The 21,228-nt window shown below is 58.0% G+C and carries 25 protein-coding genes; 16 read left to right on the forward strand and 9 right to left on the reverse strand.

What is annotated here, in order from left to right; genetic code table 11:
- Positions 1 to 2 precede the first annotated feature (2 nt).
- The 10 genes from KW848_RS05910 (at position 3) to recX (ending at position 7,321) form a co-directional block, all read left to right on the forward strand.
- On the forward strand, positions 3 to 653 hold the full coding sequence (locus tag KW848_RS05910; RefSeq protein WP_218536303.1) for a hypothetical protein: 651 nt from the start codon (positions 3 to 5) through the stop codon (positions 651 to 653).
- Positions 654 to 780: 127 nt separating this feature from the next.
- A complete protein-coding gene (locus KW848_RS05915) occupies positions 781 to 1,803 on the forward strand; it encodes a phage tail protein (RefSeq protein WP_192406423.1) in 1,023 nt (340 codons plus the stop codon).
- A gap of 7 nt (positions 1,804 to 1,810) precedes the next feature.
- The gene (locus KW848_RS05920) at positions 1,811 to 2,371 is read left to right on the forward strand and encodes a tail fiber assembly protein (protein WP_218536304.1); all 561 of its coding nucleotides are present in this window, start codon (positions 1,811 to 1,813) and stop codon (positions 2,369 to 2,371) included.
- A gap of 42 nt (positions 2,372 to 2,413) precedes the next feature.
- Positions 2,414 to 3,625, forward strand: coding sequence for a carbohydrate binding domain-containing protein (locus KW848_RS05925; RefSeq protein WP_218536305.1), 1,212 nt, complete (start codon positions 2,414 to 2,416; stop codon positions 3,623 to 3,625).
- Positions 3,626 to 3,638: 13 nt separating this feature from the next.
- Complete coding sequence (locus KW848_RS05930) at positions 3,639 to 4,043, forward strand: phage tail assembly chaperone (protein ID WP_223527961.1); 405 nt, start codon at positions 3,639 to 3,641, stop codon at positions 4,041 to 4,043.
- Between the two features lie 3 nt (positions 4,044 to 4,046).
- Positions 4,047 to 4,610, forward strand: coding sequence for a glycoside hydrolase family 19 protein (locus KW848_RS05935; RefSeq protein WP_218536307.1), 564 nt, complete (start codon positions 4,047 to 4,049; stop codon positions 4,608 to 4,610).
- Positions 4,592 to 5,128 (forward strand): lysis system i-spanin subunit Rz, encoded by a 537-nt coding sequence (locus KW848_RS05940; RefSeq protein ID WP_218536308.1) that lies wholly within the window; start codon positions 4,592 to 4,594, stop codon positions 5,126 to 5,128. The genes KW848_RS05935 and KW848_RS05940 overlap by 19 nt, the downstream gene beginning before the upstream one ends.
- A gap of 80 nt (positions 5,129 to 5,208) precedes the next feature.
- A complete protein-coding gene (locus KW848_RS05945) occupies positions 5,209 to 5,709 on the forward strand; it encodes a CinA family protein (RefSeq protein WP_218536309.1) in 501 nt (166 codons plus the stop codon).
- An 83-nt stretch (positions 5,710 to 5,792) separates the two neighbouring features.
- Positions 5,793 to 6,845, forward strand: a complete 1,053-nt coding sequence (gene recA, locus KW848_RS05950; protein ID WP_007907270.1) for a recombinase RecA — start codon at positions 5,793 to 5,795, stop codon at positions 6,843 to 6,845.
- A gap of 8 nt (positions 6,846 to 6,853) precedes the next feature.
- Complete coding sequence (gene recX, locus KW848_RS05955) at positions 6,854 to 7,321, forward strand: recombination regulator RecX (protein ID WP_046046277.1); 468 nt, start codon at positions 6,854 to 6,856, stop codon at positions 7,319 to 7,321.
- 43 nt (positions 7,322 to 7,364) lie between these two features.
- Here recX and KW848_RS05960 read toward each other — a convergent pair whose 3' ends face one another.
- Positions 7,365 to 8,483 carry a TIGR00730 family Rossman fold protein gene (locus KW848_RS05960; protein WP_111450984.1) on the reverse strand — a complete coding sequence of 373 codons (1,119 nt, stop codon included), beginning with the start codon at positions 8,481 to 8,483 and terminating at the stop codon, positions 7,365 to 7,367.
- 366 nt (positions 8,484 to 8,849) lie between these two features.
- Between KW848_RS05960 and KW848_RS05965 the strand changes: the two genes are divergently transcribed.
- On the forward strand, positions 8,850 to 9,044 hold the full coding sequence (locus KW848_RS05965) for a hypothetical protein (RefSeq protein ID WP_192406438.1): 195 nt from the start codon (positions 8,850 to 8,852) through the stop codon (positions 9,042 to 9,044).
- On the opposite strand, the gene KW848_RS05970 is transcribed toward KW848_RS05965, so the two are convergent.
- Positions 9,045 to 9,470 (reverse strand): PA3611 family quorum-sensing-regulated virulence factor, encoded by a 426-nt coding sequence (locus KW848_RS05970; protein WP_111450982.1) that lies wholly within the window; start codon positions 9,468 to 9,470, stop codon positions 9,045 to 9,047.
- Positions 9,471 to 9,659: 189 nt separating this feature from the next.
- On the opposite strand from KW848_RS05970, the gene KW848_RS05975 reads away from it, so the two are divergent.
- The 3 genes from KW848_RS05975 (at position 9,660) to KW848_RS05985 (ending at position 11,718) form a co-directional block, all read left to right on the forward strand.
- Positions 9,660 to 10,394 carry a tRNA-uridine aminocarboxypropyltransferase gene (locus KW848_RS05975; RefSeq protein ID WP_111450981.1) on the forward strand — a complete coding sequence of 245 codons (735 nt, stop codon included), beginning with the start codon at positions 9,660 to 9,662 and terminating at the stop codon, positions 10,392 to 10,394.
- Positions 10,395 to 10,628: 234 nt separating this feature from the next.
- The gene (erdR, locus tag KW848_RS05980; protein WP_033053926.1) at positions 10,629 to 11,276 is read left to right on the forward strand and encodes a response regulator transcription factor ErdR; all 648 of its coding nucleotides are present in this window, start codon (positions 10,629 to 10,631) and stop codon (positions 11,274 to 11,276) included.
- Between the two features lie 79 nt (positions 11,277 to 11,355).
- Positions 11,356 to 11,718 carry a diacylglycerol kinase gene (locus tag KW848_RS05985; RefSeq protein WP_008153979.1) on the forward strand — a complete coding sequence of 121 codons (363 nt, stop codon included), beginning with the start codon at positions 11,356 to 11,358 and terminating at the stop codon, positions 11,716 to 11,718.
- Here KW848_RS05985 and KW848_RS05990 read toward each other — a convergent pair.
- Complete coding sequence (locus KW848_RS05990; protein ID WP_008153977.1) at positions 11,715 to 12,641, reverse strand: LysR family transcriptional regulator; 927 nt, start codon at positions 12,639 to 12,641, stop codon at positions 11,715 to 11,717. The two genes, KW848_RS05985 and KW848_RS05990, sit on opposite strands and share 4 nt — an antisense overlap.
- 150 nt (positions 12,642 to 12,791) lie before the next feature.
- On the opposite strand from KW848_RS05990, the gene fpr reads away from it, so the two are divergent.
- Positions 12,792 to 13,571: a ferredoxin-NADP reductase gene (gene fpr / locus KW848_RS05995; protein WP_003443014.1), complete on the forward strand. Its 780-nt coding sequence runs from the start codon at positions 12,792 to 12,794 to the stop codon at positions 13,569 to 13,571.
- A 183-nt stretch (positions 13,572 to 13,754) separates the two neighbouring features.
- Here fpr and tsaA read toward each other — a convergent pair whose 3' ends face one another.
- From tsaA to rimO, 6 genes are all read right to left on the reverse strand, one after another.
- Entirely contained in the window at positions 13,755 to 14,453 is a 699-nt protein-coding gene (gene tsaA / locus KW848_RS06000; protein ID WP_218536524.1) for a tRNA (N6-threonylcarbamoyladenosine(37)-N6)-methyltransferase TrmO, read from the reverse strand.
- Positions 14,454 to 14,637: 184 nt separating this feature from the next.
- Positions 14,638 to 15,408 carry an SDR family oxidoreductase gene (locus KW848_RS06005; RefSeq protein WP_218536310.1) on the reverse strand — a complete coding sequence of 257 codons (771 nt, stop codon included), beginning with the start codon at positions 15,406 to 15,408 and terminating at the stop codon, positions 14,638 to 14,640.
- 192 nt (positions 15,409 to 15,600) lie between these two features.
- Positions 15,601 to 16,071 (reverse strand): DUF1456 family protein, encoded by a 471-nt coding sequence (locus KW848_RS06010; RefSeq protein WP_008153972.1) that lies wholly within the window; start codon positions 16,069 to 16,071, stop codon positions 15,601 to 15,603.
- Positions 16,072 to 16,146: 75 nt separating this feature from the next.
- The gene (locus KW848_RS06015) at positions 16,147 to 16,857 is read right to left on the reverse strand and encodes an rRNA pseudouridine synthase (RefSeq protein ID WP_218536311.1); all 711 of its coding nucleotides are present in this window, start codon (positions 16,855 to 16,857) and stop codon (positions 16,147 to 16,149) included.
- 187 nt (positions 16,858 to 17,044) lie between these two features.
- On the reverse strand, positions 17,045 to 17,518 hold the full coding sequence (locus KW848_RS06020; RefSeq protein ID WP_134101705.1) for a GNAT family N-acetyltransferase: 474 nt from the start codon (positions 17,516 to 17,518) through the stop codon (positions 17,045 to 17,047).
- 112 nt (positions 17,519 to 17,630) lie between these two features.
- Positions 17,631 to 18,968 (reverse strand): 30S ribosomal protein S12 methylthiotransferase RimO, encoded by a 1,338-nt coding sequence (gene rimO / locus KW848_RS06025; protein ID WP_008153968.1) that lies wholly within the window; start codon positions 18,966 to 18,968, stop codon positions 17,631 to 17,633.
- A gap of 288 nt (positions 18,969 to 19,256) precedes the next feature.
- Between rimO and KW848_RS06030 the strand changes: the two genes are divergently transcribed.
- Positions 19,257 to 21,158, forward strand: a complete 1,902-nt coding sequence (locus KW848_RS06030) for a potassium transporter Kup (protein ID WP_218536312.1) — start codon at positions 19,257 to 19,259, stop codon at positions 21,156 to 21,158.
- Positions 21,159 to 21,228 lie beyond the last annotated feature (70 nt).

A 21,228-nucleotide genomic window follows, 5' to 3' on the forward strand; every position in this document is an offset into this window, starting at 1 on the left:
ACATGACAAAACAAGTTCTTTATTGCCGTCGCTCAGGCGTGGTAATTGAATGGCAAGACACCGAATTGTTCGCCTTTGCTGCGCCCGCGACGGATGCGGGCGTGTTGAAAATTACCGCTGAGCAATGGGTCAGGAAAGAGTTGCCGCATCTGGTTTATAAGGGCGAGCTGACGAACGTAGTAGTACCTCAACCCTCTCCAGGGCATTGCTGGGATGGAAGTCAGTGGGTACCGGATCCCGCCGATGCGTTGAGGCTGGAATATATGGAGATTGATCAGCTTTGTGCACGGGTGGACGAGGCGGCTGACAATGCTCGCCAGGTCATTGTCGGCGATCCGCTTCGCTTGATGGAGTATGCAAATGCTGCTGCTCAGGCACAGGTTTTCAAGGAGGAGGGCTACCCCAAAAAGTCTGTACCACTGGCCGTGTCCGCCTGGGTTGTTAAAGGTCGGACTGCCCGGCAGGCTGCGGACCAGATTCTCGCTAAAGCCGCTCAATTCAATGAAAGCCTGCTGACACTTCGAACCCTTCGGTTGAAAGCTAAAGAACAAATCAAAGTTCATATCGCCAAAGGCAAAACCGATCTCGCCAATCAAGTCAGTGATGAGGCGATTGCCGCTATCCGTAATGTGGTGAGCGACCTGGCTGGCTAGTTCATTCGAAATATCCGCTGTACCCAACGCCCACTTATCCGTGGGCGTTTTTGTTTTTATTCAAACACAGCCTGCTGCGCTGTTGTGCCAATAGCCATGCAGGGCTTTATTACAGGGAGCATAAACAATGGATTATCCAAAAAGCGTCCCCAGTGTCGGACTGGTCAACGGACGGTTTGTCGATGAAAACCCCGTGGCTGGTACGCCTGGATCGTTGATTCCGGCGGTGTGGGGCAATGCCGTTACGCAGGAGATTTTGAGTGTGGTGGCTGGCGCCGGGATGGCGCCGTTGGAGGCGGACACGGGGCAGTTGTTGAAGGCGATTCAGGCGATTATCGGTGTGAGCAGTCCGATGCGTCCGGTGGTGACCCGGCTAGCGGCATCGAAGCTGCTGGCGCCGGAAGAGCTCGGTCTGGTGCTGATTGATGCAAACCCTGGGGCCACCACCGTTACCCTGCCAGTGGCCAACACCGGTTTGGGGATTCGTGATGTGATCGTGCGACGGGTGGATAACACTGCTAATCGGTTGGTCGTTCGCTGTTCGGACACAGATTCCATCAAGTTTCACACCCATCTGAGAGCGGGTGGCTATCCGTTTTTGGTGTTGATGGGGGCGGGCGATTGGTGGCATCTGCGCAGTGATGCCTCGGGTAATTGGTGGCCTGTTGGGCGGTATGACGGTACGACGCTGGGACGGGTAGTTTTTGAGACCTCTTCGACGGTGATGCCGGGTGGATATGGTGTGCTCAATGGATATCTGTTCAATCGTACCGAGTGGCCGTGGGTTTGGGATCACGCGCAGGCGTCGGGGATGCTCACCACCGAAGCGTTGCGCGCGGGTAAAGAGGGTATGTGGACCTCGGGCGACGGCGCCACGACCTTCCGTAGCCCAGAGGCCCGTGGTGAGTTTGTGCGAGTTCTTGATGAGTTGCGTGCGGTAGATGCAAGCCGTGCGGCGGGTAGCTGGCAGGCCGGCCAAATCGAGTCTCACAACCACTCAACGCCGGGTGCCGGTTCCTTCGGCACACAGATGATGGGCGGCGGCTCCAACAACTACTCACTTTGGCAAGCCGGTGCTACCGGATTTTCCGGCGGATCAGAGACTCGCCCACGCAACATCGCCTTTCCCGGCCGTATCAAACTTATCTGAGGTGTCCATGTTTAATTATCTGATTGATAACTCGGGCGCCTTGTCGGGGCCGGTGGAGTTCTTCGTGACGCCGGGGATCGGCATTCAACTGCCCAGTAATGCTGTTGAACTCTCATTTGAATTACCTCCACCAGAAAGCGGCCGTACATGGGCGCTGGTCAACAACGTTCCGCGCGAAGTGATCGACCGACGCGGTCTGGTGTATCGCAAAGAGGGTGGGGCGCAGCAGATGTGGGGTGAACTTGGGGAATTGCCCGAGACCTTTACTACTGCTCCATGGCCGGGGGAGTTTTATGTCTGGCGTGATAATGCCTGGGAGTTCGACGACCAAGCGCGGTTAGCGGATACCAGGAATCAGGTGCTGACCAAACGAGACGCGCTGCTTCGTGACGCCGTCCTGCGTATAGCCCCGCTTCAATACGCCGAAGATATCGGCGACGCCACTCACGATGAGCAATTGGCATTGATGGAGTGGAAGCTCTACAGCGTTGAGTTGAATCGCCTTGAACGGCAAGTAACCTTTCCAGCAGAGATCCACTGGCCTCAGGTTCCAGGCTCGACCGAGTAACTGCATTGCCTGTTTTTATGCCCTTCAACTTGAGTAGGTCAAATGGACTATCCAAAAAGCGTCCCCAGTGCAGGACTGGTCAACGGTAGATTTGCCGATGAAAATCCGATAGCAGGAACTCCCGGCTCCCTGATTCCAGCCAGCTGGGGTAATAGCGTCACCCAGGAAATTCTCAACGCCATCACCGCCGCGGGGCTGATGCCTTCCGAGAATCAAACGGATCAACTGAGCCTGGCCATTAAAGAGTTGGCCAAACTCGACCCGCAACAGAATTTTCCGGTGCAGGTTTATCGCAAGAATCTGATGATTAACGGCAATTTCGATATCTGGCAGCGCGGCACGGTCAACTTGGGGCCTTACACCGGTGCCTATATCGCTGACCGTTTTCGTTGCGACTGGAACGGAAACGCCGGGGTGAATATTTCCCGGCAGAGCTTTGCGCTGGGGCAGGGCGAGGTGCCCAATGAACCCCGTTACTTTATGCGTTGGCAGCAAATCACCGCGGGCGTTGGCGCCAGCGTGCATAAAATTTCCCAGGCTATCGAGTCGGTCAGGACCTTGGCGGGGAAAACCGCGACGCTGACGTTCTGGGCCAAAGCCGACACGGCGCGTCAGATCAATGTGACTGTCGCGCAGTATTTCGGAGCGGGCGGTAGTGTGGATACAGTGACGCCGGTTGGCAGCTTTCAACTCAAAACTTCCTGGACCCGATACAGCGCGACGATTCAAATACCGTCCCTGGCAGGCAAAACGTTGGGAAGTAGCGGCAATGACTTTCTGCGGCTCTCCTTCGACCTGCCTTTGAATGTTTTGCAGGTGATAGACCTGGCACAGATCCAGTTGGAAGAGGGGCGGGTGTCGACGCCGTTCGAACTCCGTAGTCCTGGCGATGAGTTGATGTTGTGCCAGCGTTATTACGAAAAAACCTATAGCCAGGATCTGCCGCCTGGAAGCATGACAGGTCCCTACGGTGCACTGTTGTCCACCGTGAGACAGGGCCAGACGGGGTTTGCTTCACAGCCCATGGCTCAGTGGACCTTCAAGGTTGAGAAGAGAACTATTCCAAGTCTCAGTTTGTTTGCCACTACTTCGAAGGGGGTCGCTGGGCAATGGCGTTCGGGGAGCGATGAAGTTTCATCGGCTAATGCTCGACCTCTTGGGGTGTCGACTCGCGGCATCTGGGTAGATAACTCCGATATCGGGCTGGTTACTCAGACTTATTACATTCACGCCACTGCCGATGCCGAACTTTAAGGAGGTTTTCCCTATGCACTATCAACTCACTAAAGACCCGGCCACTGTCATTCGTCTGCCTGACGGAGCAACCGTGCCTCGGCATCACCGTTTCTGGGATGAATACCAGCAATGGTTGGCGAGTGGTGGTGTGCCATTGCTCGCCATGCTGGAAGACGATCCGGAGGCAGAACCTGAACCAGCCACAGTAGCCCGAGCCTGGCGGAACCAGGAACTGGCCGCCAGCCAATGGCTGGTCGACCGTGATCGCGATGAGCAAGCTGCCGGCACTCCGTTGACTTTGAGCAGCGATCAATATGACGAGCTGTTGGATTACCGGCAGGATCTGCGCGACTGGCCCTCGCTAGCCAACTTTCCAAAAGACTTCAGCAAACCCCTGGCGCCGGTCTGGTTTAAAAAAACGGCAAATGGAACATGAACCATGTCTCTTACTTCAACGCAGTTGCAACAAATTTTCCCCAACGCCCGCTCTCAAGCGGGCGTTTTCATTTCCGCCCTCAACAGCGCCATGGCCCACCGCAATATCAATTCCCTCAAACGCATCGCCGCTTTCCTCGCCCAAGTCGGCCATGAATCTGGACAATTGCAGTACGTGCGTGAAGTGGGCAATGACCAATACCTGAGCAAATATGACACTGGCACCCTTGCGGCTCGTTTGGGCAACACTCCAAAGGCGGACGGTGACGGCCAGAAGTACCGAGGCCGTGGACTGATCCAGATCACCGGGCGCAACAACTACCGTCAATGCAGCCTCGGGCTATTCGGCGACGAGCGCTTGCTGTCTCTGCCTGAGTTGCTGGAGCAACCGCAATGGGCCGCCGAGTCAGCCGCGTGGTTCTGGGAGCAAAATGGCTTCAATGAACTGGCCGACCGCGACCAGTTCAACAGCATCACCCGTCGCATCAACGGCGGCCTGAACGGTTTGCAGGATCGCTTGCAACTCTGGGCACGGGCGAGGGCGGTGTTATGCCAGCCTTCGGTTTGATCCCGGTGCCTTACCGCATCATTGGCGTTGTTGTGTTTCTGGCTGTGTTGGCCGGCGGCTCGGCGGCGCTGGCCTGGCGCTTTCAGGATTGGCGTTATGGCCGGCAACTGGCGGAACAGGCCACGCTGCACGCCGAGGCACTGAATCAACTGACGCTGGCCGCCGCAACCCGGCAACAGACCGAGCAGGACAAGCGTCTGGCCCTGGAGCAGCGTCTTTCGACCAGCGAACAAACCCATTACCGAGCGCTTAGCGATGCCCAACGTGATCAAGGTCGCCTGCGCGATCGTCTTGCCACTGCTGATGTGCGCCTGTCAGTCCTCCTCGATGCCCGTGACGCGGCCTCTGTCTGTGCAGTGCCAACCACCTCCGGAGCCAGCCGCGTGGATCATGGAATCGCGCGCGCCCGACTTGACCCTGCGCATGCTCAGCGAATTATCGCCATCACCGACGCCGGGGATCGCGGATTGATCGCCTTGCAGGCCTGTCAGGCTTATATCAGAGCCCTCGCTCGTTAACATTTTGATCGATCCTGCGCCTTGCAAGCGCGTTACGCTCGTGTACGGTAGTTCTCATTCCGCTTGCTCAGGAGATGACCGTGAAAGAAATCACCCAACTGGCCGCTGAACTTGGCAGGCGTTTGCAGGCTCTCAATGCCCACGTCACCGCCGCAGAGTCCTGCACCGGCGGCGGGATCAGCGAGGCGATCACCCGGGTTCCGGGGAGTTCGGCGTGGTTTGAGGCTGGTTACGTGACGTACTCCAACCGTCAAAAAATCTTGCAACTGAATGTGCCCGAGGCGTTGTTCAAGACGGTGGGAGCGGTCAGTCGCGAGGTCGTCGAGGCCATGGTCCGAGGCGCGCAGGAGAAAAGTCATGCACATTTTGCCGTCGCGGTCAGCGGTGTTGCAGGGCCGGACGGCGGTACCGCGAGCAAACCGGTGGGCACCGTCTGGCTAGCCTGGGGCGTCGGGGAGGCGGTGTTCAGTGAGGTCCGGCACTTCCCCGGAAACCGCGACGAGGTCCGCCGACAAACGGTCAAGGCCGCGCTAGAGGGGCTGCTGCGCCATGCCACTGGAGAAATCTCAAATCAGGGGTAGGCGATCCTGAAACGCTGTGGAATAATACTGGCTACTTATACAGGTGTTGGCCGTCAGGCCTTATTGATTACGTGAGGACTTTAATGGACGACAACAAGAAGAAAGCCTTGGCTGCGGCCCTGGGTCAGATCGAACGTCAATTCGGCAAGGGTGCCGTAATGCGTATGGGCGATCAGGACCGTCAGGCGATCCCGGCTATCTCCACTGGCTCTCTGGGTCTGGACATCGCGCTCGGCATTGGCGGTCTGCCAAAAGGTCGTATCGTTGAAATCTACGGTCCTGAATCCTCCGGTAAAACCACGCTGACACTGTCGGTGATCGCCCAGGCTCAAAAAGCCGGCGCGACCTGTGCCTTCGTCGATGCTGAACACGCCCTTGATCCTGAATACGCCGGCAAACTGGGCGTCAACGTCGACGACCTGCTGGTTTCGCAGCCGGACACCGGCGAGCAAGCCCTGGAAATCACCGACATGCTGGTGCGCTCCAACGCGGTTGACGTGATCATCGTCGACTCCGTGGCAGCTCTGGTTCCAAAGGCTGAAATCGAAGGCGAAATGGGTGACATGCACGTGGGCCTGCAAGCCCGTCTGATGTCCCAGGCGCTGCGTAAAATCACCGGTAACATCAAGAACGCCAACTGCCTGGTTATCTTCATCAACCAGATCCGTATGAAAATCGGTGTGATGTTCGGCAGCCCGGAAACCACCACCGGTGGTAACGCGTTGAAGTTCTACGCTTCGGTTCGTCTGGACATCCGCCGGACTGGCGCGGTGAAAGAAGGTGATGAAGTCGTCGGTAGCGAAACCCGCGTCAAAGTCGTTAAGAACAAGGTGGCTTCGCCGTTCCGTCAGGCTGAGTTCCAGATTCTTTACGGCAAGGGCATCTACCTCAACGGTGAGATGATCGACCTGGGCGTGCTGCACGGTTTCGTTGAGAAGTCCGGCGCCTGGTATGCCTATGAAGGCACCAAGATCGGTCAGGGCAAGGCTAACTCGGCCAAGTTCCTGGCAGACAATCCGGAAATCGCCGCCAAGCTCGAGAAGCAACTGCGCGACAAGTTGCTGACTCCAGCGCCGGACGTTAAAGCATCGCCAGTCAAAGAGACTGCTGATGACCTGGCTGACGCTGATATCTGATTGATCCGATGACCGCCGTACTCGATACACTCGTCGCGGTGCGGCGAACCGCAATGGACCTGCTCGCGCGACGCGAGCACGGTCGAGTCGAGTTGACGCGTAAACTGCGTCAACGCGGCGCCCTCCCTGAAATGATCGACACGGCACTCGACCGCTTGACGGAAGAAGGCCTGCTGTCCGAATCCCGTTATCTCGAAAGCTTTGTTTCCTACCGTTCCCGTTCCGGTTATGGCCCTTTGCGTATTCGCGAAGAGTTGAGCCAGCGCGGCCTGCAACGTACCGACATCGAACTTGCTTTACGCGAGAGCGGTATCAACTGGCAGGAGCAACTGGAAGACACCTGGCGGCGAAAGTTTTCCGGGCATTTACCGATAGACGCCCGGGAACGTGCCAAACAAGGCAGGTTCCTGAGTTATCGGGGATATTCCATGGAAATGATCAGCCGCTTGTTCAGCGGTCGAGGGATGGACGATTGACTGAAACGGCTCGCTATTTCGATAGCGGGCCGTTTTTTTTTGCTTACGTAACCTTGGATGGTTCCCGCGAGCGCTGTTGCGCCTGGGGTTGGGATTGCGCCAGGTTTTCTGGCAGGTTGATGTAGTCCACCAGTTCCCGCAGGCGTCCATGATCACGGGCGTTGAAGGTGAAAGCGAGTCGCGCCAGGTGGCTGAACTGCGGTTCGTCGTGTTCCTCTCCGCTGTAAGCATGTTGATGGAAATGATCGCTCAGACACAGGTCGGCAAATGCCTCCTGCATGTGTTCGAGCGCCTGGTCGCTGAGCTTGTGATTCATACGGATCACGAATTGATGCTTGAGCCAGCGGCTGGAGTGGAAGTTGCTGTAGAACTGGTTGATCTGCTCCACAGCTTCTTCCACGCTGTAGACCAGACTGACGAGTTTCATATCGGTCGGCAGGATGTAGCGATTTTCCTCCAGTTGATGGTGAATGAAGTCCAATGCGCCTTGCCAGAACTTGCCGCCGGGAGCGTCCAGCAATATCACGGGCACCAGCGGGCTTTTGCCAGTCTGGATCAATGTCAATACTTCCAGCGCTTCATCCAGGGTACCGAAACCGCCAGGGCACAGGACCAGCGCATCGGCTTCCTTGACGAAGAACAGCTTGCGGGTGAAGAAGAAGTGGAAAGGCAGCAGGTTGGTGGTGCCATTCACGGTGGGATTGGCATGCTGCTCGAAGGGCAGGGTGATATTGAATCCCAAGCTGTGTGCCAGGCCAGCACCTTCGTGAGCAGCCGCCATGATGCCACCACCGGCACCGGTGATGACCATCAGGTCTGAGCGCGCCAGCGCCGCGCCTAGCTCTCGGGCCAGACCGTACAGCGGATGTTCTATCGGCGTTCGGGCAGAGCCGAAAACGGTGACTTTGCGCCGCCCCTTGAACTGTTCCAGCACACGGAAAGCATGTTCCAGTTCGCGTAGGGTTTGCAGGGTGATCTTGGCATTCCAGCGGTTGTGATCTTCCTGGGCCATGCGTAGCACGGTCAGGATCATGTCGCGGTAGATCGGGATGTTCGGACTGTTGGGTGAAACCAGGTTGAGTTGCTCTTCGACCTTGCTGATGAGGTCGTGGCCGCTTTCTTCAAAATGACGGCTCAGGAGGTCATTCGGTTGGTAAGGCATCAACTTCTCCTTCCATACAGGCTCTGTTTTTCCCTTGGATGAAGGAAACATTCGCACAACAAGACGCGCAATGGGCAGCCCCTTTCCTGCCCGGAAATGTAAACGTGAACACTATGAATCTAGACCGTCATAGCGTTTTTCGCTGACTTGATCATTGCGCTGCAAAGTCTTTCCTGGCAACCGCTTATTGTCGATTTGCAAGGTGCTTTCACCGCTCGTCTGAACGCAAGGCGAGAGTCCGACAGTCTGATTTACTAAATTACAGGCACGACACGACAACTTTGCGTCAAAGGCAGGACGCACGTTACAAGCGGTTCAAGGAATTTATCGCTCAAGTAAGGGCGAGGTGCAGGGAGGCGGGAAGGTATGGCCAGAGTTATTCTGGAGATCGATACGCAACTGTATCGATTACTGAAATCATCCGCCGAGGCTAATCATTTGAGTCTCGAAGAAGAGTGCTGCCGGCGTTTGGAGGGTGCCGACCGACGCTCGCGTTATTTGCAAGCGCTGTTGGCAGAACTGCGCGCCGAGGATGAACAGCGGCGCGCCAATTCCCGTTGATTACTTCTTCTTGGTCGGAGCCGCTTTCGGGCAGTCCGATTCCTGATAACTGGCGGAGCCGACTGAGCGGTTGGTCTTCACCTCAGTGAAGTCGTAACGCATGACCGCGCCCTTGGCCATCAGTTTGCGGAACGATGGGTTGTTGCATACAGAGGCGCCAAGCTGGAAATACACGGCTTTCGGGTCGGCACGCATCTTGTTGGCGTGGCTGCTTTGCACGCTCAAATGGTTGATCAGCGTGTTGCCTTCGACGGTGTAGCCCTGATCAAGAATGTCTTCGTTGATCGCCCGTGGAGTACCAACACTGCTTTGTATGGCGACGTTTCGCAGCTCTCTGTTGAGATTCTGCTCACTCAAGGAAGCAGCCTGAGCGCTGAAGGACGACGCCAGCAAAATGGCAGCGGTGGGAACGATAAGGCGCAGCATGAAACTCTCCTGGTTCAGTGACTGGTGGTTCGACCCGTCACATGACTGTGCGTTCAGTGGCGGCGAATTATAGGGGACGAGGCCTGGACGGTACAGGCTTGCGCCGGCTGCTCTGATAAACTGCCGCCACTTTCTGCCCTGCCGAGTGTTTTTCGTGTCGATTTTCTTCCCCTGCCGGCGTTGCCTGCGATGAACCCTGCAATCCCACGCTTTGCTGCAAACGCAGTAGCCCGCTTGCGCGATGAGCGAGAGGAAGAGGGCATCAAGCCGATTCAGGCCCGAGGCTGGAGGGCGCCGCGTTGCCGAGCCTGCCGTGTGATCGAGAGCCACTGCCTGTGCGCCTGGCGCCCGCAGGTGGAGGCCCGCTCTGGCGTGTGCCTGATCATGACCAACAAGGAAGTGTTCAAACCGAGCAACACCGGTTGGCTGATCGCCGATGTGGTGCGCGACAACCATGCGTTCATCTGGTCGCGTACGGAAGTTGATGAGCAACTGCTGGCGCTGCTGGCCGATCCGCAATGGCAGCCGTACCTGGTGTTTCCGGGTGAGTACGTCGAACCCGAGCGTGTCACAAACAGCGTTGATGCCGATAGTTCGAAGCGTCCACTGTTCATTCTGCTGGATGCCACCTGGACAGAAGCCCGGAAGATTTTCCGCAAAAGCCCCTACTTTGATCGGCTGCCGATCCTGAGCCTGTTGCCCGAGAAGTTGTCGCGGTACAGGTTGCGTCGATCGACCCGCAGCGAGCATTTATGCACAGCCGAAGTGGCGGCGCTGTGTCTCGATCTGGCGGGTGATACCGAGGCAGCGTCGGCACTGGACGCTTATTTTGACGTGTTCAGCCAACATTACCTTGATGCCAAACATCAGCTTGAAATGGATGTTTCAACACCGGCACACGCCGAACTGATGCCTTTTGTGTAAAACGGCGCACCTGTCACGCGCTGATTGTCGCCCATACTGCAAAGAACTGTACTGGCCATGCACCTTGACCACCCCGGCTTCGCTGGGCATGCTTGGCGCCGATTAGGGCGCGGCCAAAGTTTGATACGCCGTATTCTTTACGTGGATAGCCACGTGATTGGCGTTGAACGTGCCCTGTTGGTACAGCTCCGTGGCTGTACCTCGAGTTGTTTGAAAAACAGGATCATTTGAAAAATGGCCACATACGAAATCCTGATTGCCGATGACCACCCTCTTTTTCGTAGCGCCCTGCATCAAGCGTTGACCCTGGGCCTGGGCCCGGAAGTCCGTCTGGTGGAAGTGGCAAGCATTGCCGAGCTGGAAACCCGTCTGGACGAGAAGTCCGACTGGGATCTGGTGCTGCTGGACCTGAACATGCCGGGGGCCTACGGTTTTTCAGGGCTAGTGCTGTTGCGCGGTCAGTATCCGCAGATTCCGGTGGTCATGGTGTCGGCCCAGGAAGAAGCCTCGATCATGGTGAAGTCCCGTGAATTCGGCGCCAGCGGCTTTATCCCAAAATCCAGTGATCTGAGCGTCATCCAGAAAGCCGTACGCGCGGTGCTCGATGGTGATGTGTTCTGGCCGCCCCAGGCGTTCGAAGCGGTCAGCGTTTCCGCCGAAGCCAAGGCCGCCAGCGAAGGCCTTGCGAGCCTGACGCCGCAGCAATTTCGTGTTCTGACCATGGTCTGTGAAGGCTTGTTGAACAAGCAGATTGCCTACGAGCTGAGCGTTTCCGAAGCGACGATCAAGGCCCACGTGACGGCGATTTTTCGCAAGCTGAATGTGCGGACCCGGACCCAGGCGGCGTTGCTTCTGCAACAACTTGAGTCAATTTCGAACTAACCAGGCGCGACGCGTTCACGCTTTTTTGACTGTGCTTAATCTAGCTTTCCCACTTCCTTTTTGGTCAGTTGCCTACTTTATGTCACCTTTCAAAGGCCAAACCGGCCTCAAACGCATCCTCAACGCTTCCGGTTATTCGCTGGACGGTCTGCGCGCAGCCTTCACCGGCGAAGCGGCCTTTCGGCAACTGGTGCTGCTCAACGTCATATTGATCCCGCTGTCGTTCTTCCTGAACGTCAGTCGCGTCGAGCAGGCGTTGCTGATTGCAGTCTGCCTGTTGGCGTTGATTGTCGAATTGCTCAATTCGGCAGTAGAAGCGGCCATCGACCGTATTTCCCTTGAGTTGCACCCATTGTCCAAGAACGCCAAGGACATGGGCAGCGCCGCTCAGCTCGTAGCCTTGAGCATGATCGCGCTGGTCTGGGCGGTCATCCTGCTCTAAGCGATGGTGGGCAGAACGATCTCGTCGCTGCGCTGAACCCCAGCGGTGAAAGCGCGGCACAGGTCGAGGAATTCACGCATCGCCGACGTCTGATATTTCTGTTTGTGCCAGATGAAATAGAACTGCCGCGCCAGGTCCAGATCTGGCGTCTCCACCGGCACCAGGCTGCCGCGTCGGAATGCATCGCGCAGTGCCAGGCGAGAGATGCAGCCAATCCCCAACCCGGACTCCACCGCACGCTTGATCGCTTCGGTGTGTTCCAGTTCCAGCCGGATATTCAGCGAGCTGCGATGGTGACGCATGGCCTGGTCAAAGGTCAGTCGCGTGCCGGAGCCCTGTTCCCGCAGAATCCAGGCCTCGTGGGTCAGCTCTTCCATGGTCGCCGTGCCGCGCTTGGCCAGTGGATGCTGGGGCGCACAGAACACCACCAATTCATCCTCGACCCAGCTCTGCACTTCGATGTCCGGATGACTGCAGTCGCCTTCGATTAGACCCAGATCAATTTCATAGTGGGCAACTTGCTGCACAATGTTGGCAGTGTTCTGTACGTGCAGCTTCACCTGGCTTTCCGGATGGCGCTGCATGAAGCTGCCGATGAGTAAGGTGGCCAGGTAATTGCCGATGGTCAGGGTCGCGCCGACCGCCAGAGAACCGAATCCTGACTTGCCATTGAGCAAGTCTTCGATTTCTTTGGACTGGTCGAGCAGCGCCACCGCTTGCGGCAACAGCTGTTTGCCGAGGGCGTTGAGACTCAGCCGTTTGCCGGCGCGATCGAACAGCTGACAGCTGGACTGACGCTCTAGCTCGGTGATCGAGGTGCTCGCCGCCGATTGCGAGAGGTTGAGCAGACCCGCAGCACGGGATACGCTTTCCTGCTGGGCGACGGCGACGAATACTTGAAGTTGACGGAGAGTAAATCGCATATCGATATAACCGATAACCCTTATCTTAATAATCCAGTTAACAGATATTGTCGCTGCCATTAGAATGCGATGCAATTGCGCACAGCAGCTCATTTTTTGCAGAGCAGGCGCAGAGCACGCGCAGACCAAATCTCCAGGAGTCCCACGTACATGAGCAACATGAACCACGAGCGTGTCCTCAGTGTTCATCACTGGAACGACACTCTGTTCAGCTTCAAGTGCACCCGTGATCCGGGCCTGCGCTTCGAGAACGGTCAGTTCGTGATGATCGGCCTGCAACAGCCCAACGGCCGGCCGCTCATGCGCGCTTACTCGATTGCCAGCCCGAACTGGGAAGAGCATCTCGAGTTCTTCAGCATCAAGGTGCCTGATGGCCCGCTGACTTCCCAGCTGCAGCATCTGAAGGAAGGCGACGAGATCATCATCAGCAAGAAGCCTACCGGCACGCTGGTGCTGGATGACTTGAAGCCTGGCAAACATTTGTACCTGCTCAGCACCGGTACCGGTCTGGCGCCGTTCATGAGCGTCATCCAGGACCCGGAAACCTACGAGCGTTTCGAAAAAGTGATCCTGTGCCACGGCGTACGTTACGTCAACGAAGTCGCTTACCGCGAGTTCATCACCGAGCACTTGCCGCAGAACGAGTTCTTCGGCGAGGCCCTGCGTGACAAGTTGATCTACTACCCGACCGTCACCCGCGAGCCGTTCGAGAACGAAGGTCGCCTGACCGACCTGATGCGTAGCGGCAAGCTGTTCAGCGACATCGGTCTGCCACCGATCAACCCGCAAGACGACCGCGCCATGCTGTGCGGCAGCCCGAGCATGCTCGACGAGACCAGCGAAGTGTTGAACAGCTTCGGCCTGAAAGTGTCGCCGCGGATGCGCGAGCCGGGTGATTACCTGATCGAGCGAGCGTTCGTCGAGAAGTAATAAGCCGCTGCACTGCTCTGCCTGTGGGAGTGAGCCTGCTCGCGATAGCGGACTGTCAGTCAACGTCATCGTTGAATGTTACGCCGCCATCGCGAGCAGGCTCGCTCCCACATTGGTTTGGTGGTGACCAAAAAAAGCCCGCGTTGCCTGTAAAGGCAGCGCGGGCTTTTTCGTTTTTGGCGTTCAGACGTTCGCGGGAATGACTTCGAGAACGCGGATCAGGTCAGGCGTGGGGTAATGCCATCGCACATCCAGGTCCCAGAACTGCGCGCCGTATTCCCGTTCGGGTGTAGGAATCTGGTACGCCGGACGTGGGTCTTGTGCCAGACATTGCTCGATCAGCTCCACTAACGGTTCTTCGAGGCGCTGAGCATGGCCGTGAGCCTGTTGCAGCGCTGAATCCGCCCACTGCACGGGAATCAGCTGCGGCGCAGCGCTGGCGATGCGGTTGGAGGCTGTATCGATGATATCGGCGTAAGGTACGTAGGGTTTGATGTCGAGAATCGGCGTGCCGTCCAGCAGGTCAATGCCGGATATCCACAGGCGATTGGCTTCAACCTTGTCCAGCTTCACCACGGATTGGCCGATGCCATTGGGTCGATGCGTCGCGCGGGTGGCGAACACACCCATGGATTTGTTACCGCCGAGACGAGGAGGGCGCACTTTCAGTCGTGGCTTTTCTTCCAGGGCCTGGTGAAACAGGAACAGCAGCCACACGTGGCTGACCTGTTCCAGACCTTGCACCGCATCGCCCTGATCGAACGGCGCCACCAGTTCCAGCACGCCGCGAGCGGCCGGGGCCAGTTGTGGCTGGCGCGGGATGGCGAACTTCTCCTTGAAACAGGAGCGCACGAAGCCGATGGGGGAAACGCTGTAGGTCATGGTCTGGGGTCGAGGCGGGGTGAGGGTGGGCATGATACCCGATTGATCCTCGGGTCTGCGGTGACTGACAGGTCGCCTTCGCGAGCAAGCCCGCTCCCACACTGGATTGATGCTGGCCACAAATGGCGCGGCCACAGGAGATCCAGTGTGGGAGCGGGCTTGCTCGCGAAGGCCGCACCACGGATTAAAGGCTGAACCCACCATCCAAAGGAATAATATTCCCAGTCATATACGCCCCAGCCGTACTCGCCAGACTGATCGCCAGCGCCGCCATCTCTTCCTCCCGGCCCCAGCGTTTCATTGGAATCAACGCCGTGTCGTCGGCCAGCGCCTGCTCATCATTGCCAATGTGCTGAGTCATCTTGCTCGGAAAACGCCCCGGCGCGATGACGTTGACGTTGATGTGCTGGCTCACCAGCTCCCGCGCGAGAATCCGCGACAGTTGATGCAGGGCCGCTTTACTCGGCCCGTAGGCATAAGCCTGCTCGCCGAAGGACGAAATGCCCGCCACTGAACCGATATTGATAATTCGCGCAGGATTCGCTGCCGAACCGGCGTTGCGCAGCAGTGGCAAAAACTGCTGAATGCAGTTGAACACCGAGGTCACGTTCAGCTGCATGACCTTTTCCCAGCCCTTGACTGGGTAGCTCTCCAGCGGCGCGCCCCACGTGGTGCCGGCGTTGTTCACCAGAATATCCAGATGAGTGATCTGCTCGCCCAGTCGCGTCGCCAGTTGAAGCACGCCTTCTTCGGTGGCCAGATTGGCCGCCACTGCGTGGCAACGACCGAATGCGCTCAATTCATCAGCCGTTTGCTGACAGGCTTCGGCATCCCGGGCGCAGACGTACACGGTGGCGCCGGCCTCGACATAAGCCTTGGCGATCATTTTGCCGATACCACGGGTGCCGCCGGTCACCAGGGCGGTGCGGCCTTGCAGGGAAAAGTACGGGTGCATGGCGAATCCTGAGAGCTGAGGGTCAATACACCCTAGTCGTCAGCCGCCGGAAGCGGAGCCACTATTTTTGCGAGGAATGAAGCGCTATACAGCTTTGCGACGCCGTCCCTTGTAGGAGCACAGCTTGCTGGCGATGGCGATCTCGAAAACGCTATCGCGAGCAAGCTTTGCTCCTACAGAGGGTGGGACGATTTACTGCGGACGCACGCGCAGGGTCAGGCCCTTGAGGAAGTTGCGCAGCAACTGGTCGCCGCACGGGCGATAGTTGGTGTGGCCGAACTTGCGAAACAGCGCGCTCAGCTCAGGCTTGGACACCGGGAACTCGGAAGCCTTGAGGATGGCGTGCATGTCGTCTTCTTTCAGTTCGAAAGCCACACGCAGTTTCTTCAGGATGATGTTGTTGGTCACCGGTACTTCGATCGGCTGTGGTGGACGGCTTTCGTCCTTGCCACGCTTGAAAATCACCAGGCCATCGAGGAAATGCGCAATGACTTCATCCGGGCAGCGTACGAAGCCTTCCTCGTCTTCCTCTTTCTTGTCGAGGTACGTCACCAGGTCTTCCAGGGCCACGTCCATGCCGCCGAGCTTGATGATCTCGATGACTTTCTTGTCGCTGATGTCGAGCATGTAGCGCACGCTGCGCAGTACGTCGTTATGAATCATGGTGTGCAATCCTGATATTCAGCAGTGGGCGCCGCGTAAACAGCGGCGCCAAAATGTGTGGCGGCGTGAAAAGTCTTAGAACTTCTCTTTGCCGGACAGGTAACGCCATTGCCCCAACGGCACTTTGCCAATGGACACGCCGCCAATGCGGATGCGGCGGATGGCGACAACCTTCAGGCCGACGGCCTGGCAGAACAGGGCGATGACGCCCGGTTGTGGGTTCTTCATCGCAAAACGCAGGCGGTTTTCGTTCTGCCAGCTGGCTTTGACCGGCGGCAGTTCCTTGCCCTTATAGGTCAGGCCGTGGTTCAGGCGGTTGAGGCCGTGAGCCACCATGTCGCCTTCAACTTCGACCACATACTCTTGCTCGATCTTGGCGGAGTCGGCCGTGAGTTTGCGCAGGATCTTCCAGTCCTGGGTGAACACCAAAAGACCGCTGGCGTTGGCCTGCAGGTCGGTGCTGGCGGTCAGGCGCAGGAAGTGGCCCTTGAGCGGACGTTTGCTGAAGCGGTGTTCTTCGCTCAAGGTCTCGGCGCTGATCGTTGCCATGGCCGTTTCCGCATCCATGCCCGCAGGTACGTTGAACAGGATGGTCACCGGATCCGGCGCAGTGGCCTTGGCTTCGGGATCAAGCTCGACTTTCTGGTTCTCGACCTTGAACTGCGGCTCGTCGATGACTTCACCGTCCACGGTGACCCAGCCGCCCTCGATGAACAGCTCAGCCTCCCGACGGGAACAGCCGACGAGTTCGATGAGGCGTTTGGAGAGACGAATCGGGTCAGTCATGACAGGGCCGTAACAAAAAAGGGGTGGGCATTGTACCTGCCTGGCGCCGGTTAATCCCGGCTCCATTTGCGCCGTGTGGCTTTTTGTGGGAGCGGGCTTGCTCGCGAAAGCGGTAGATCAGTCAATTTCTCTGCTGAATGACCCACCGCATTCGCGAGCAAGCCCGCTCCCACAGTTGTTCTGTGTGTCAGCCGTTGCGCGTACGTTGTTGTGCCTGACGCAAACGCATATGCAGCAACGGATAAGGCTGCCCCATGCCATCGACTTCCGAACGGCCGATCACCTCGAAGCCCTGTTTGAAGTAAAAGCCCAAGGCCTGCGGATTCTGCTCATTGACGTCCAGTTCATCGGCGTTCAAATGTTCCATCGCATAGCGCAGTAATTGCTTGCCCAGGCCCTGGCCGCGGTGAGCCGGGTCGATGAAGAGCATTTCGATCTTGCCCGCCGCAACCCCGGCGAACCCGGTGATGCGCTGGCGCGGGTCTTTGGTGCAGATCAGCATCACCGCATCGAGGTAGCGCGTCAGCACCAGATTCTTCAACAATTCGATGTAGCTGTCCGGCAGAAAGTCGTGGGTGGCGCGCACCGAGGCTTCCCAGACCTGAGTGAGCTCTTCGTAGTCGCTCTGTTTCGGCGTGTGGATGACCGAATGTTGGCGCATGGCCGGCTGCCCCTTTTCCTGTGAATGTCGAGAATCCTTTCCTCACAAAACGATAGACGTAAAAAAGCCCCGCATCTCGTCAAGAGAGCGGGGCTTTTCGTATTTTTTGCGTTTAGATCTGTTCAGCCCACAGGTCGTATTCGTCGGCGTCAGTCACTTTGCACCAGACTTTATCGCCTGGTTTCAGGTTGCTGCCGTTGTCGATGAACACGTTGCCGTCGATTTCCGGAGCATCGAAGAAGCAGCGGCCAACCGCGCCTTGCTCGTCGACTTCATCGACCAGCACTTCGATTTCACGGCCGACGCGCATTTGCAGGCGTGCCGAGCTGATGGCTTGCTGGTGCGCCATGAAGCGGTCCCAGCGGTCTTGCTTGACGTCGTCCGGCACGATGGCCGCGTCCAGCAAGTTGGCCGGTGCGCCTTCGACCGGCGAATACTGGAAGCAGCCGACGCGATCGAGCTGCGCTTCGGTCAGCCAGTTCAGCAGGTACTGGAAGTCTTCTTCGGTTTCGCCGGGGAAGCCGACGATGAAGGTCGAACGGATGATCAGGTCCGGGCAGATTTCGCGCCAGTTCTTGATACGCGCCAGGGTCTTGTCTTCGAAGGCCGGGCGTTTCATCGCTTTCAGGATTTTCGGGCTGGCGTGCTGGAACGGGATGTCCAGGTACGGCAGGATTTTCCCGGCGGCCATCAGCGGAATCAGCTCGTCGACGTGCGGGTACGGGTAAACGTAGTGCAGACGAACCCAGACGCCGAGGGTGCTCAAGGCTTCACAGAGTTCGGTCATGCGGGTTTTCACCGGCGCGCCGTTCCAGAAACCGGTGCGGTATTTCACGTCGACGCCGTAAGCGCTGGTGTCTTGCGAAATCACCAACAGCTCTTTGACGCCGGCCTTGACCAGGCGCTGAGCCTCGTCCAGTACATCACCGACCGGGCGGCTGACCAGTTTGCCGCGCATCGACGGGATGATGCAGAAGCTGCAGCTGTGGTTGCAGCCTTCGGAAATCTTCAGGTAGGCGTAGTGGCGCGGGGTCAGCTTGATGCCTTGCGGCGGCACCAGGTCGATCAGTGGGTTGTGATCCTGGCGCGGCGGCACGGCGTCGTGCACGGCGTTGACCACCTGCTCGTACTGCTGCGGACCGGTCACGGCCAACACGCTTGGGTGCACCTTGCGAATGTTGCCTTCTTCGACGCCCATGCAGCCGGTCACGATGACCTTGCCGTTTTCCTTGATGGCTTCGCCGATCACTTCCAAAGATTCAGCCTTGGCCGAGTCGATGAAGCCGCAGGTGTTGACCACCACGACATCGGCGTCCTCGTAAGTGGACACAACGTCATAGCCTTCCATGCGCAGCTGGGTAAGGATGCGCTCGGAGTCGACCAGTGCTTTGGGGCAACCCAGGGATACGAAGCCAACTTTTGGATTGGCCGGCGCAGGAGTGGTGGACATGTCTAACCTCGGTATTTGTGACGCCTCCAGCCGAAGACGGCAAGGCGACAAACGGGCACTTGGCGTGCCTCTGATCAAAAAGTGCGCAATTCTAGCGATGAGAGGCGCACTTGACCAGCTTTATGCAGGGAAATACGACGAGTGCTGCGCTATGCTTCGCGCCGTTACGCTTTACCGAATTTTTACAGTCAATAAATCGTCTGTAACCTTAAGTAAAACGGTGCATGCTGCACGGCAAAGCATAGTGCTTCTTATAAGAAGTCCGGATCTGGGTAGTAGGAGTTTTGGATGGGGCAGGCAAGTAGTCAGGCGGCGGGCGCTGAGCATTCGGCGGCAAAACCGATCGGCATGCTGGTCGCGGCGGTTGGGGTGGTTTATGGCGATATCGGCACGAGCCCGCTGTACACCCTCAAAGAAGTGTTTTCCGGTGGCTATGGCGTGCCTGTCAATCATGACGGCGTGTTGGGCATCCTGGCGCTGATCTTCTGGTCGCTGATCTGGGTTGTGTCGATCAAGTACATGATGTTCGTGTTGCGCGCCGACAACCAGGGCGAAGGCGGGATCATGGCCTTGACCGCCCTCGCTCGGCGGGCGGCGGCGGGGCATCCGAAGTTGCGTAGTTTGCTGGTGGTCTGCGGGCTGATCGGCGCGGCGTTGTTCTACGGCGACAGCATGATCACGCCGGCGATCTCTGTGCTCTCGGCGATTGAAGGCCTGGGACTGGCATTCGAGGGCATTGACCATTGGGTCGTCCCGTTGTCGTTGGTCGTGCTGGTGGCGCTGTTCCTGATTCAGAGTCACGGTACCGCGCGGATCGGCATCCTGTTCGGCCCAATCATGGTCACCTGGTTCTTGGTGCTGGGGGCGCTGGGCGCCTACGGCATCATGCAGCACCCGGAAGTGTTGAAAGCGTTGAACCCGGTGTGGGGCGTGCGCTTCTTCACCCAGCATCCGGGCATGGGTGTGGCGATCCTCGGCGCGGTGGTGCTGGCGTTGACCGGTGCCGAAGCGCTGTACGCCGACATGGGCCACTTCGGTCGCAAGCCGATCGCTCGCGCATGGTTCATCCTTGTGCTGCCGGCACTGGTGCTGAACTACTTCGGCCAAGGGGCGCTGCTGCTCGGTGACCCGGAAGCCGCTCGTAACCCGTTCTACCTGTTGGCACCGAGCTGGGCGCTGATTCCATTGGTGGGGTTGTCGACCCTTGCCACCGTGATCGCCTCCCAGGCGGTGATTTCCGGTGCGTTCTCTCTGACCCGTCAGGCGATCCAGCTCGGTTACATTCCGCGCATGCACATTCGCCACACCTCCAGCGCCGAACAAGGCCAGATCTACATCGGCGCGGTGAACTGGGCGCTGATGGTCGGCGTCATCCTGTTGGTGCTGGGCTTCGAGTCCTCCGGCGCGCTGGCCTCGGCCTATGGTGTGGCGGTGACTGGCACCATGCTGATGACCACCATTCTGGTGGCGGCGGTGATATTGCTGCTGTGGAAATGGCCGCCGATCCTCGCGGTTCCATTGCTGTTCGGCTTCCTGTTGGTGGACGGCCTGTACTTCGCCGCCAACGTGCCGAAAATCGTTCAGGGTGGTGCATTCCCGGTGATCGCCGGTATCGTGCTGTTTGTCCTGATGACCACCTGGAAACGCGGCAAGCAACTGCTGGTCGATCGTCTCGACGAAGGTGGATTGCCGCTGCCGATTTTCATCAGCAGCATCGCCGTGCAACCGCCGCATCGCGTTCAGGGCACCGCCGTGTTTCTGACCGCGCGCCCGGACGCTGTACCCCATGCGCTGTTGCACAACCTGCTGCATAACCAGGTGCTGCACGAGCAAGTGGTGCTGCTGACGGTGGTGTACGAAGACATCCCGCGGGTGCCGGCATCACGGCGTTTCGAGGTCGATTCCTACGGCGAAGGTTTCTTCCGGGTAATCCTGCACTTTGGCTTCGTCGACGAGCCGGATGTGCCTCAAGCGCTGAAACTGTGTCATCTCGAAGACCTGGACTTCAGTCCGATGCGCACCACTTACTTCCTCAGCCGCGAGACGGTGATCGCTTCCAAACTCGAAGGCATGGCCCGCTGGCGTGAGGGGTTGTTCGCCTTCATGTTGCAGAACGCCAACGGCAATTTGCGCTTCTTCAATCTGCCGCTGAACCGGGTAATTGAACTGGGGACGCAGGTAGAGATGTAACCCACAACAAAAAGCCCCCGTTGCCATGAAGGCAGCGGGGGCTTTTTTGTGGGCGGCGCATTTCCCTGAA

The organism is Pseudomonas sp. PDM25, assembly GCF_019219045.1.
Classification (GTDB): Bacteria; Pseudomonadota; Gammaproteobacteria; order Pseudomonadales; family Pseudomonadaceae; genus Aquipseudomonas.